Source organism: Pseudoalteromonas sp. OFAV1 (genome assembly GCF_021532595.1).
GTDB classification, from domain to species: domain Bacteria; phylum Pseudomonadota; class Gammaproteobacteria; order Enterobacterales; family Alteromonadaceae; genus Pseudoalteromonas; species Pseudoalteromonas lipolytica_C.
In genome coordinates this window covers 37,231-50,329 of sequence record NZ_JAKGBG010000001.1, presented here as the reverse complement: position 1 = coordinate 50,329, position 13,099 = coordinate 37,231, and the positions used below count along the sequence as shown (strand labels likewise).

Annotated in this window: 12 protein-coding genes; 9 read left to right on the top strand and 3 right to left on the bottom strand. The window is 41.0% G+C overall.

The window, feature by feature from the left end; all coding sequences use genetic code 11:
* The first annotated feature begins 23 nt into the window (after window positions 1–23).
* Window positions 24–677 (top strand): bifunctional tRNA pseudouridine(32) synthase/23S rRNA pseudouridine(746) synthase RluA, encoded by a 654-nt coding sequence (rluA, locus tag L1267_RS00235; RefSeq protein ID WP_235381753.1) that lies wholly within the window; start codon window positions 24–26, stop codon window positions 675–677.
* An 81-nt stretch (window positions 678–758) separates the two neighbouring features.
* Complete coding sequence (locus L1267_RS00230) at window positions 759–1,682, top strand: DUF3530 family protein (RefSeq protein ID WP_235381752.1); 924 nt, start codon at window positions 759–761, stop codon at window positions 1,680–1,682.
* Here L1267_RS00230 and djlA read toward each other — a convergent pair.
* The 3 genes from djlA to L1267_RS00215 are packed head-to-tail and all read right to left on the bottom strand — an operon-like array spanning window position 1,665 to window position 4,214.
* Window positions 1,665–2,537: a co-chaperone DjlA gene (gene djlA, locus L1267_RS00225; protein WP_135923567.1), complete on the bottom strand. Its 873-nt coding sequence runs from the start codon at window positions 2,535–2,537 to the stop codon at window positions 1,665–1,667. The two genes, L1267_RS00230 and djlA, sit on opposite strands and share 18 nt — an antisense overlap.
* Window positions 2,538–2,556: 19 nt before the next feature.
* A complete protein-coding gene (murU, locus tag L1267_RS00220; RefSeq protein WP_235381750.1) occupies window positions 2,557–3,216 on the bottom strand; it encodes an N-acetylmuramate alpha-1-phosphate uridylyltransferase MurU in 660 nt (219 codons plus the stop codon).
* The gene (locus L1267_RS00215) at window positions 3,213–4,214 is read right to left on the bottom strand and encodes an aminoglycoside phosphotransferase family protein (RefSeq protein WP_199526068.1); all 1,002 of its coding nucleotides are present in this window, start codon (window positions 4,212–4,214) and stop codon (window positions 3,213–3,215) included. The genes murU and L1267_RS00215 overlap by 4 nt, the downstream gene beginning before the upstream one ends.
* A gap of 103 nt (window positions 4,215–4,317) precedes the next feature.
* Between L1267_RS00215 and lptD the strand changes: the two genes are divergently transcribed.
* The 7 genes from lptD (at window position 4,318) to L1267_RS00180 (ending at window position 13,045) form a co-directional block, all read left to right on the top strand.
* Complete coding sequence (lptD, locus tag L1267_RS00210; protein WP_135923564.1) at window positions 4,318–6,564, top strand: LPS assembly protein LptD; 2,247 nt, start codon at window positions 4,318–4,320, stop codon at window positions 6,562–6,564.
* Between the two features lie 36 nt (window positions 6,565–6,600).
* Window positions 6,601–7,893 (top strand): peptidylprolyl isomerase SurA, encoded by a 1,293-nt coding sequence (surA, locus tag L1267_RS00205; RefSeq protein ID WP_138557165.1) that lies wholly within the window; start codon window positions 6,601–6,603, stop codon window positions 7,891–7,893.
* 5 nt (window positions 7,894–7,898) lie between these two features.
* Entirely contained in the window at window positions 7,899–8,891 is a 993-nt protein-coding gene (pdxA, locus tag L1267_RS00200) for a 4-hydroxythreonine-4-phosphate dehydrogenase PdxA (protein ID WP_135923562.1), read from the top strand.
* Complete coding sequence (gene rsmA / locus L1267_RS00195; RefSeq protein WP_135923561.1) at window positions 8,888–9,694, top strand: 16S rRNA (adenine(1518)-N(6)/adenine(1519)-N(6))-dimethyltransferase RsmA; 807 nt, start codon at window positions 8,888–8,890, stop codon at window positions 9,692–9,694. Before pdxA ends, rsmA begins: the two co-directional genes overlap by 4 nt.
* Window positions 9,678–10,067: a Co2+/Mg2+ efflux protein ApaG gene (apaG, locus tag L1267_RS00190; RefSeq protein WP_235381748.1), complete on the top strand. Its 390-nt coding sequence runs from the start codon at window positions 9,678–9,680 to the stop codon at window positions 10,065–10,067. Before rsmA ends, apaG begins: the two co-directional genes overlap by 17 nt.
* 6 nt (window positions 10,068–10,073) lie before the next feature.
* Window positions 10,074–10,889, top strand: coding sequence for a symmetrical bis(5'-nucleosyl)-tetraphosphatase (locus L1267_RS00185; RefSeq protein ID WP_199526066.1), 816 nt, complete (start codon window positions 10,074–10,076; stop codon window positions 10,887–10,889).
* A gap of 140 nt (window positions 10,890–11,029) precedes the next feature.
* Entirely contained in the window at window positions 11,030–13,045 is a 2,016-nt protein-coding gene (locus L1267_RS00180) for a methyl-accepting chemotaxis protein (protein WP_135923559.1), read from the top strand.
* The last annotated feature ends 54 nt before the right edge of the window (window positions 13,046–13,099 follow it).

The window sequence follows — 13,099 nt, the reverse complement described above, 5'->3', positions numbered from 1 at the left end:
CTTGCATATCATCGAGGCTGGCTGTGTTACTCAATTATAATCCCCCAATGACACCTTATTTAAGTATTGTTTATCAAGATGATGACTTGCTTATTGTTAATAAACCAAGTGGTTTACTTACTGTGCCGGGAAAAGATCCAAAACACGCCGATTGTCTTATTGCTCGCATTAATCGCGTTTTTCCAACGGCGAAAATTGTTCACCGCCTTGATATGGCAACCTCAGGCATTATTTGTTTAGCCATGCACAAAGAGGCGCATCGTAATTTAAGCATTCAATTTCAAGATAGAAAAACCGCGAAACGCTACATTGCTCGTGTATTTGGTAAGCTTGAGCAAGAAACTGGTTCGGTAGATTTACCACTCATTTGTGATTGGCCAAACCGACCAAAGCAAATGGTTGATCACGACAATGGCAAACCGTCATTAACCCACTTTAAAGTGCTTGAGTATGAACAGAATGCAACTCGCGTCGAGCTGACCCCTATTACAGGGCGCTCTCACCAACTACGTGTGCACATGTTGTCTTTAGGTCACCCTATTTTAGGCGATAAGTTGTATGCGCACCCCGAAGCATTCGCCATGGCTCCTCGCTTACAACTGCATGCCGAAATGCTAACCTTAGCTCACCCTGCCAGTGGTGAAACGCTTGTTTTTGAGGCAGCTCCTGAGTTTTAAGACAATTAGCTAAATATTTTACCAACACTGCCGATAGTTAATTTAATCACTGATTTAATTTAAGACTCAGGAAATTTCGGCATGAAGTTAAAACCCGCACATTGCTTAGTTTACGCAGCCTGTTTTGCGTTGATGGGTAATGTGAATGCTGCCGATTTTATTAAACCCACCCCTTGGTCAAGTTTGGTCACTAACGATATTCAACGCTTTTTACCAAGTGATGAAGTACGTACTCTGCTTGCCGGTGAAGATGAGTTTATTAGTTTATATCGCCAATCTATGGCAGCGAGTCAACGCGGAATTGTACTCATTATTCCTGATTGGCAGCATGTTCCAACTAATAATGCCGGAATCAACTTTTTACGTAAGCAGTTAAATGAAATTGGCTATGCGACCCTTGCCATGACCATGCCTGACATTGACTGGCACCCTGCTGATATAACGATGCCAGAGCCCACTGAGAATTCTGAAACTGAGTCAACAACGCAAAAAAACCAGCAAGCTGACTCAGCTCCACCAGCTAAAACACAACAAGCACCTCATTTTGTAACTGGTGAACCAAATATTAGCGAAGCAGTGCTTGATGATTACAAACTAAAGTTAATTGCTAGATTCAATGCCTTGTATAACAGTGCCATGGATGAAGGTGGCAATATTATTGTCGTGGCGCAAGGTGCCAGTGCGGGGCTCTTGATTGAGCATTATGCTAGCTTTCCAAATAACGAACTAAATGCCTTTATTAGCTTAGGAAGCTATTTACCTAACAGTATTCGTAACCAGCATCTTAATGCCACGCTTTCAACTATCAGCCCACCATTACTGGATATTTTTTACAGTGAAGGTAACCCTGACACACTGCAAAGCGTAAAAGATAGAAAACGCTGGGTTAGAAAGCACGCTAAATATGACTACCGACAAAGAGAGTTATTTGGTGTGCCTTCAGAGCCAGAGCAGCACGAAAGGCTACTCAAAGAAATTGATGGCTTTTTACGCCGCCTTTTTTAAATACTCGTAAGCCGCTTGAATATCTTGGCTTTTCTTTACCGCTACTTCCATCATGTGTTTTGGTAAACCTTGCGATACTAATTTATCGGGGTGATGCTGAGCCATGAGCTTTCGATAGGCAACTTTAATATCTCGTGCAGAAGCATCACTGTTTAAGCCTAAAAGAGCCAATGCCTGCGCGCGATTCATGCCATTATTAGGTGGCACACTGTGCCCTCTTTGTTCACTATAACTGCTGCGACTTTGCTGGCCTTGTTGGCGTTGCTGCTCATAAAAGCGCTGTTGTTGCTGGCGAAATGCAAACTCGGCTTGGTAGCGCTTTAACAAAAATGCGAACTGGGTGCGCGAAATACCTAACTGCTTGCTCACCTCTTGCAATAGCTGCTTTTCTTGCTCTGCAAGGTGGCCATCAGAAAAGGCCATTTGAATTTGGATTTCGAGGAATAATTGCAATAAATCATGGCGTCGAGCAAAGCGCTCTTTAAAGTCATGAACGGTTTCTTTTAATGAAAAATCTGTTTCTTTACCACTACGAAAGGCATCTTGTGCTTCACGACGTTCATCACCCGACAGCCTCATTTCGTCCATAAAGACACTGGCAGCTCGAATATGAGTTTCACTAACACGACCATTTGATTTGGCAATATGCCCCATCACCGCAAAACAACTAGAAAAGAAAAGCGCTTGACGTTCGTTAATATCATCACCTTTAAACAAACCAGAAAACCCACCGGCTTTATCAAAGTCTTGTTTTAAGCTGCGATCGAACATATGGCCTAAGTATAAGCCTAGTAAGGCACCGATGAACTTGCCAAACATAAAGCCAAAACAAAAACCAAGTACTTTTCCCCACATAATTGGCAAACCTCTGTTGTTATTGCAAAGCGAAACGCTGATTGATTTCGTCTAATCTGGCTGGTGTGCCAATGTCATCCCACTGACCTAAGTAAAGCTCCGTTGATACTTGATGTGAACTGAGCTTTTCACGCAAAATTGGTCCAAGTGGACGAACACCTTCGGTTAAACCATTAAAAAAATCAACGTGGTAACGACTTATACCTGAAAAAGTATACTTTTGGCTATCAGGACTTAAATGACTAAGGGCAAAATCACCATCAGGATTATGAGCAGGATTTTCAACAAGTACAATGTGCGCCTCTCCCGCTTGCAAATGAAGCTGCATCAACGAAGTCACATCGTAATCAGTATACACATCACCATTTATGACAATAAATTGCTCACCCAATAACGGCAATGCTTGAATGATACCACCTGCGGTTTCAAGCCCCCCCGCCTGTTCTTGGCTGTAAGTGATCGATACACCAAACTGCGAGCCATCAGCAAAATACTCTGTTATTTTGTCGCCCTGCCATGCAAGGTTAATGACAATGTCGGTAATACCTGCTTGACGTAAATTATTAATATGATGCTCTAATAATGGCTTACCATTAATCCTAAGCATCGGCTTTGGCATTGTTTCTGTTAGCGGCATCATGCGCTTACCGCGCCCAGCCGCTAGGATCATTGCTTTCATTTCATCTCTTTTGTTAAGCGCAGCTTGGTACGTGGAATAACAGTGTGTTCTATCCACTGACCAAGTGCTGTTAACTCTGGGTATTCTTTGCTTACATTACTAATGTATTTAAGGGTTGGCAGTACATTATTCAAATAACCAGACTTATCGTCACGAAGTTTTAAGCGGCAAAATATGCCTGCAGCTTTTAAATGACGCTGTACACCGGTTAAATCAAACCAACGTTTAAACATGGCAAATGAGGTGTCTTGCAATAACTGTTGCTGATTAAACTCGTCATATGCGTAATGCAAAAGATAGTCGAGCTCTTGCTCAGGTAACTTGAAGTAGCAATCTCTTAATAACGAAACAAGGTCATAGCACACAGGCCCTTGTACGGCATCTTGATAATCAATAATCGCCCATTGCTGCCCTGTGCGCATTATATTGCGGCTATGGAAGTCTCGATGCACCGTCACAATCGGTTGCTCAAGCGCATTGTTAACTAATAACTCACAAGCTTGTTGCCACATGTGCTGCTCAGCAACAGAAAGTTGCTCACCAATAAAGTTATCAACTAACCACTCTTTAAAAATACTCAGTTCAAACTGTAAAAACTCACCATCAAATACTTTCATGTATTGAGCTGGCGGTATTTGTGCCCACTGCGCACTTAACTTTATTAGGTGTTTGTAGTGTAAAGTGCGATCTTCATCGCCGAGTAAATCAGCCAAGTGTGTATTGCCTAAATCACTAAGTAAAAAGAAACCTTGTTTTTCATCAGCCTGAAGAATTTTAGGTAATTTAAAACCGTGCTTAGAAAATACCTTGTTGAGCTCTATATATGGCGTGTTGTCTAATTTGTTGGGGTCTGAGTCCATGACAATATAGCTCTGATCACTTGTATTTACGCGGAAATAACGGCGAAAGCTCGCATCTCCAGTGATGGCGGCTAATTGATATTCATCCTCTTTAAAGTGAGGATTTAAAAACTGCTGTAAACTTTTATAACGATTCATTTAGTAAGATATCTATTTTTCACTAAGTCAATTACTGTATTTGCCATTGTTTTCCTTTATTATGTCTAGCTTATATCCAACCAAAGAGCATTAAGGTCATTAAATGAGCAAAACCTGGGGCATAATGATGCTAAGCGTACTTAGCGCACCATCGTTCGCCGAAACTGAACTGGCACACAATTTTTGTGGCACTTCAATGCAAACCAGAGCTTGGCAACCGCTCCCTGGCCTTGAACTTAATATGATCGATATCAAATCCGATGATATTGAACTATTGGGTACCCAAAGCGCAGAATTTACCGGTAATGTAGATATTAACACCCTAACGATGAATTTGTCCGCACAAAGTGCACTGATTGACAAACAACGTGGGTTACTTAATGCAACCGGCCCTATCGTGTATCGCGATAAAGTAAGCCAAATTAACAGTTCTGGGCTCAATGCGGATTTAAATAATTCTGAATTAAGCTTGCTTGGTGCTGATTATAAGCTCACCGACCAACTTGGCCATGGTGGCGCAGAAAAACTAACAGTCAACGAGTCTGGCCTAAACCTGATGAACGCAAGCTTTACTACTTGCCCTGGCGAAACACCCGTATGGGCAATCGAAGCTGACGAAATTGACTTATCAAGTGAAGATGGCTGGGGCGAAACCCACAATACTGTATTACGTGTGTTTGACACACCGGTTCTTTATATTCCCTATTTTACGTTTCCGTTAGACGACCGCCGTAAATCAGGTTTATTAACGCCTAACTTCTCAAGTTCTGGTCGTTACGGTATTGAAACAATCACGCCATACTATTGGAACATTGCACCAAATTACGATGCCACCATCACGCCGCGTTATATGTCTAAACGAGGCTTACAAATGATTGGTGAGTTTCGTTATTTAACTGAGCAAAACAATGGCCTCGTTGCGGTCGAGTATCTTGATAAAGATGACGAAGAACCTAATGTTGACTCACGTTATTTATTTCACTGGCAACAGCAAAGTTACTTTGGTGAGAGCTGGCGCGGCAATATCGATATTACTAACGTTAGTGACGATAACTACCTAACAGACTTAAACTCTAATTATGCAACTCGCACAGACACTCAGTTATACCGTACTGGTTCACTGACTTACTTGGGAGATACTTGGCATACAAACATTAAACTACAGAGTTTTGAAGTACTTGGTGATCACAAAGAATCCTATGCAGCGTTACCACAAATTACTTTTTCACAAATGGATGCCTATGATTTCTACGGTATCGATTTAACGCTTGACGGTGAGCTCAGTTATTTTACCAATGATAAAGCCATCATTGATGAAGCGAGTAGACTTCACATTGAACCAAAAGCAAGTTTTGGCTATCAAGAATATGCTTGGTCGTTTTTATCTGAATTCAGCTTACTCCACACTGAGTATAACCAGCATGGTGATTTAACAGGCACCGACTTCGACGAAAGAGTGACACGTACTATGCCTAAAGTACGCTTGTACAGCCAGTTAAACTTCGAGCGAGAAACTGCCTTTTTCTTTAAAGATGGCATTCAAACGCTTGAGCCACAAATTCAGTACTTGTATACGCCAAATAAAGACCAGTCGAACATTGGCCTTTACGATACAGCTAAATTACAAGATGATTTTTTTGGTTTATTTAGAGACCGTCGTTTCTCAAGTATCGACCGTATTGCCACTGCAAACCAATTCACATTGGGTGCCACAACTCGCTTATTCAGTAATGAAAACGAAGAAGTGTTTAATTTTAGTGCCGGCCAAATATTTTATTTAAGTAATGATGCTAAACCAACATCACAAGGGCTTCAGTCAGATACTAACTACAATGCCTTGTTTGCAGCGCAAACCATGTTACATTGGCACCGTCGCTGGTATTTATCGGGTGGTATTCAATATGACACTGACGGTAAAGAAATTATTCAATCAAACATAACCTTAGATTATAAAGGTGACGATAAACAGCTCGTACAATTGAACCATCGCTATGCAAATGATGTCTCAGGCAATACAATCGAGCAAGTTGGTCTATTCACCAGCATTCCGCTAACACAAGATTGGCAGTTTGTTGGTAGCTACCACCGCGATTTAGAAAGTGGTCGTAGCATTGAGGTTTTCAGTGGTCTTCAGTATGAATCTTGCTGCTGGGCGTTTCAAATCACAGGCCGTCGTCAAATCGAAACTGATTTGAATCAAGCGATTGGTCAAGAGCAAGCTACTTTTGATACCAGTATTGGTTTCAATATCGTATTAAAAGGGCTTGGAAGTAAAAGCCGTTATGATGCACAAAAATTATTACAACAAGGTATTTTTGGCTATCGTAGACCGTATTTTCTTAATAACTAGTACCGCAGTACTATTAGCAAGAGTATTAGAAAAAGTATGAATTTAAAAAAACTATTTGCATCAGCATTATTAACAGTTGGCCTATGCCAAAATGTTTTCGCAAAACCTGTCGAAATCGACAAAGTCGTCGGGGTTGTTAACCAAGGTGTTATTTTACAAAGTGAAGTTGACACCATCATTAACCGTGTTAAAACTCAAGCAGCAGAGCAAGGCCAGCAACTGCCTTCTGATGACACGCTACGTATTCAAGCGATTGAACGTTTAGTAAACCAAACGCTTATGATGCAACTTGCAGAGCGTATGGGTCTAGAAATCTCAGATTCTCAATTAGACCAAACACTTGAAAACATGGCCCGTGAGCAAGGCGGTACGATTGCAGATTTACGTCGTACGATTGAGGCTGCAGGTGAAAGTTACACCGCGTATCGTGAAGAGATCCGTAAAGAAATAACGACTCAGCAAGTGACTCGCGCCAATGTTGATCGTCGAATTTACATTAGCCCACAAGAAATCGATAACTTATTAAAAATCATGGAAACTCAAGGTAAAAATGCCGAAGAGTATGACATTGGTCACATCCTGATTGATATCCCAAGCGATGCAACAGCTGATGAAATCGCAAGTGCAAAAACACGTGCAGACAAAGTAATCGAATTTTTAAATGAAGGTAAAGAATTCAAGCGTATTGCTATCTCATCATCAAGTGGCTCAAAAGCCCTTGAAGGTGGTCAACTAGGTTGGATGAGCATCAATGAAATGCCATCGTTGTTTGCAGAAGCAGTGAAAGGTCATAAGAAAGACGATATTGTTGGCCCGCTTCGTTCAGGTGCTGGTTTCCACATCATCAAAGTTCAGGATGTTCGTGGTCGTCAAGTGGTTGAAACAACAGAAGTTCGCTCACGTCACATTTTAATCAAGCCATCAATTATCTTAAGCGAAGAAAAAGCGCGTGACATGCTAAAAGGCTTTGCTAAAGACTTACGTGAAGGAAAGGCAGACTTTGCTGAACTAGCAAAAGAATACTCTGAAGACCCGGGTTCTGCATTAAAAGGCGGTGAGTACGATTGGACTGATCCAAGTACTTATGTACCTGAGTTTAAAAATACTCTACTTTCACTTGATAAAAATGAAATCAGTGAGCCTTTCAGAACGCAATTCGGTTGGCACATTGTGCAGTTACTTGATAAGCGTGTAGCAGACAAAACAGAGCAAGCTAAACGTAACCGTGCGCATCAACTGCTGTTTAATCGTAAATTTAAAGAAGAAAGTTTCAACTGGCAGCAAGAAATGCGCGAACAAGCCCATGTTGATATTTTCCCAGCAGAATAACGATCATGACTATACGAATTGCAATAACACCCGGTGAGCCGGCCGGTATAGGCCCTGATTTACTAATAAAATTAGCTCAACATCACTGGGATGCCCAGCTTGTTGTGATTGCTGATGGTGCGCTGTTAAAGCAGCGCGCAAAATTATTAGGGTTAGAATTAAACCTAATTAAGTTTGACGAAACGCAAGCTCCAACCGACACACCAGCTGGAAGTGTTTACCTTCATCAAGTCGATTTAGGTGAAGACGTTGAAGTTGGCGTTTTAAATGACGCTAATGGCCAATATGTACTTGATACCTTACGTATTGCCAGTGAAAAGAATATGGATGGAACCTTTGCTGCTGTTGTGACGGGTCCAGTACATAAAGGCATTATCAATAAAGCAGGTATTTCATTCAGTGGTCACACCGAATATTTTGCTCAGCAATCAAATACTGCCGATGTCGTCATGCTTCTTGCAACCGAAGGCTTACGCGTTGCACTTGTTACAACGCATATTCCACTGGCGTATGTATCACGTGCCATTACAGTTGAACGATTAAGTAAAGTTATCTCGATATTAAACCATGACTTACAGACAAAGTTTGGTATCGAGAAGCCGCGTATTTTAGTGTGCGGATTAAACCCACATGCAGGTGAAGACGGTCACTTAGGCACTGAAGAGATTGACACAATTACACCTACCCTTGAGCTTTTAAATAACCAAGGTATGAATTTAATTGGCCCTTTACCAGCTGATACTCTTTTCCAAGATAAGTATTTATCGCAAGCAGATGCAGTGCTGGCAATGTATCACGATCAGGGCTTACCTGTGCTAAAATACAAGGGTTTCGGCAAATCAGTCAATATCACTCTTGGCTTGCCATTTATTCGCACATCAGTAGATCATGGCACAGCACTTGATTTAGCCGGTACAGGCACTGCTGATGTGGGTAGTTTTGAATTAGCGATCCGCGAAGCAATTAAGCTCGCCCATGAAAAAGCACAGAATCAATGACAGATAAAGTACATTTAGGACACCGCGCCCGTAAGCGTTTTGGTCAAAACTTTTTAAACGATGACATGATTATCGATAAAATCGTCACGGCTATCGATCCTAAACCTGAAGACAATTTAGTAGAAATCGGCCCGGGTCTTGGTGCAATCACTGAGCCTGTTGCTGATTTAAGTGGCCATTTAACTGTTGTTGAGTTAGACAAAGACTTAGCAGAGCGTTTAACAAGCCATCCATTTTTAGGTCCAAAACTTACAGTGCATCAAGGTGATGCAATGAAGTTTGATTTTAGTACCTTAATCAAAGCGGATGAAAAACTAAAAATATTTGGTAACTTACCTTACAACGTTTCAACTCCGTTGTTATTTCATTTATTTGAATTTGCAGACAACGTTGAGCATATGCACTTTATGCTGCAAAAAGAAGTGGTCAAACGTATGGTCGCAGGTCCGGGCAGCAAAGCTTTTGGCCGTTTAAGTGTGATGACACAATATTACTGTCATGCGATGCCAGTGATTGATGTGCCACCTGAGTGCTTTAAGCCCGCACCAAAAGTTGACTCAGCAGTGATCCGCTTGATCCCTAAAAAGCCTGAGCAACGTACAGCAAAGAGTACCAAACTTTTAAATACAGTCTGTTTAGAAGCGTTTAACCAACGCCGTAAAACACTGCGTAATAGTTTATCTAACTTACTGACAGCTGAAGAGTTAACTGGCATAGGTATTGATATTACGCTTCGCGCAGAAAGCCTGTCTTTACAACAATTTATTGATATAGCTAATTGGATTTATGACAACAAGCAGTAATTTAGGTTCGCCAATTAAGGTCTCTGTTGAGACCTTCTATGTTGAAGGCCAATCAGAGCCTGAACAAGATAAATACGTTTTTGCTTACTCAATCACCATTAAAAACCACAGCTTATGCAGTGCAAAACTTTTAAGTCGCTATTGGTTAATTACCGATGCCAACGGCAAAGAAGTCGAAGTACAAGGTGAAGGTGTTGTGGGTGAAACGCCAACAATTGCCCCTGGAGAAAGCTATAAATACACCAGCGGAGCAGTTCTCGATACTCCTGTGGGCACTATGCAGGGCCACTACATAATGCGCAATGAGTTTGGAACTGAATTTGAAGCGCCTATCGAAGTGTTTCGTTTAGCACGTCCAAATATACTGCATTAGGTAAGCATGGCTGACTACGCAATAGGTGATCTACAAGGCTGTTTTACTGAGTTTGATGCGTTACTAAAACGTGTTAACTTCAACCCTAGCCAAGATCATTTATATTTAGTGGGTGATATAGTCGCAAGAGGTCCTGATTCACTTGCGTGTCTTGAGCGGCTATATAGCATGCAAGGTAGTGTTAGCATTACATTAGGCAATCATGATCTGCATCTGATTGCCTGTCACCATTTGAATAAGCCAGCCAATCCTAAAGATAAATTAGAACCGCTTTTTAATAGCTCAAAACGCGCTGATTATATTCAATTTTTACAGCAACAACCTTTAGCTATTTGGCTTGAAAACTATAATATGTTTATCAGTCATGCGGGGCTAAACCCTAACTGGTCAGTCAAAAAAGCCCTCAAACGTGCTCGCTTCGCCGAATCCTGTTACCAAGGTGACGATGCGCATCATTATTTTACGCATATGTATGATCCTCACCCGCTTGAGTGGTTAAAATCTTTAAGCAATGAGGAAAAGTTTCGCTACATCGTTAATTATTTTACTCGGATGCGGTTTGTCGACCACGATGGCAAGTTAGATTTAAAGAATAAAACCAATACAAGTATCGATACTTCATTTATTCCTTGGTTTGAGCATCCAAATATTCTGAAATTAAAACAACAGATTACATTTGGCCACTGGGCTGCTCTAGAAGGAAAGGTTGAATATAAAAATATTCATGCCCTCGACACAGGCTGTGTATGGGGAGGTGCTATGACACTAATGGAACTAAGTAAAAATAAGTACCACACAGAAAGTTCTCATTCTTTTATCTAAATAAACTGAAAAATAACTGAACATCTGTTAGATTTATACAATTAAAGTAAATTTAAATTAAAGCTACTTAAATTTAAATACTTAACTAATTGGCAACCTTGCCGATAAGTGTTGATTAGTACTATTTTGTGGAATTACATATGAACTTGACCGTTAGACAGCGTATTTGGGGTGGCTTTATTGTCATTACCTTGCTCCTGCTTTTTATTGGTGGTAACTCGTTGGTCAGAATTACCAATATTGATCAATCAACGCAGCGTGTTAATCAGCTGTCGCTACCAGCGCTTGATAAAAGCTACGAGCTGCAGGTCGAATTTATTTTAATGAGTAAAGCTGCACAAGCCAGTTTTTATACATCATCACAAGAAGAACTAACAACAATACGTAATCGCTTTAATGAACAGAAAAAACGTTATGATAGCTCTTATCAAGAATTACAACGCATTGTCAGCGATGATCCTGAACTAAAAAGCAGCAGCCAACAAGTTGAGCAGACCTACAAGCGATTCAATAAATCTGTCGAAAATTTATTTGCTGATAAGAAAACACAACTCGATTTAAACAAAACACTCGCAAGCCAGCTTGAGAATATAGAAATTAGCGCAGAAGATGCTAACTCAGTAGTTCTTGATATCATTGATATTGACGGTCTTGAAGAAAACCATTCTCGCGCCTACCAAGCCGCCAACAACATGGAAAACAACTTCCAGTCAGTGGTTACAAACAGCACTGATATGCTTACGGTGAAAACGCTAAATACCCTCGATATCATTAAAAATGAGCAAGTATATTACCTAGAAGAGATTGAGCGAAGCCTTGGTCTTATTCGCCCAGCAATTATTGATAACAACGCTGGACTATACAATGATTTAAATAATTACTTTGAATCTTTGGCTAACAATGTGCGTGGTAACAACAGTTTATCAGCCAACAAAAAGCGCTTAATCGATGCCATAGCGCAAACACAAGCAGAACTTGCTAATGCAGAAAACTCAACCACCGAAGCATTAAAGCAGTTAAGAGACCTTGTAAACGAAGCAACTGTCTTAGCATTTGATCTACAACAAGATGTGAGCGGTAATGTATCGACAGCGACCATTTGGACATGGATTGCGATGGCTATTGCGACCTTAATTGCTATTGTTGTCGCAGTCATTACGGTTAACCGTATCACGAAACCTCTGCTTGAGGTGAATCGTATTCTTGATATCGTTGCCAGCGGCGACATGACGCAACGTTTAGATGATTCAGCAAAAGATGAATTCGGTGAATTGTCTCGTAGTTGTAATACCCTGATTGAAAGTTTACGAACACTTATTCAAGGTATTATTTCTCGTTCTACGCAACTTGCTGCCGCATCAGAAGAGACTTCTGCGATCACTGAGGAATCTAGCCAAGCAATTCGCAATCAGCAAGCACAAGTTGAACAAGCAGCCACTGCAACCACTGAAATGAGCAGCACATCACAAGCTGTAAGCAGCAGTGCACAACAAGCGCTTAGCGAAATAAAAAATGCGGATAAAGAAGCTGATCGTGTTAAAGGTATTTCTTCGCAAAACAAAGCTACCATTGAACAACTTGCGCGTGAAGTTGATGATGCATCACACGTTATTAATCAGTTACACAAAGACAGCGCGTCAATTGGCGGTATTTTAGATGTAATTCGTGGCATTGCTGAACAAACTAACCTCCTTGCACTCAACGCGGCTATAGAAGCGGCACGTGCAGGTGAACAAGGTCGTGGTTTTGCGGTTGTAGCAGACGAAGTACGTTCACTAGCAAGTAAAACACAAGAGTCGACCCAAGAAATTCAAGCAATGATTGAATCTCTGCAAGTAGGCGCAGAAGCTGCTGTAGCAGCAATGTCTAAAGGTAAACAACAAGCTGAATCATGCGTTGAGCAATCAGATCTTGCCAACACTGCACTAGACTCAATTACTGCAGCTGTTGCTCAAGCGCACAATGTAAGTGAAGAAATTTCCACTGCGGCTCATGAGCAACAACAAGTATCGCAAGAGATCAGTGAACGATTGGAGTCTATCGTGGCAATTGCAGAGCAAACAGCAGAAGGCGCAAACCAAACTAACATCTCAAGCTCAGAAGTTGCTAAGTTAGCAGAAGAGCTTCGATTATCGGTCGATGCGTTTAAAGTTTAATAAGCATAAACACAAACAAAAAAACCGTGTTCAAAACACGGTTTTTTATCTTTA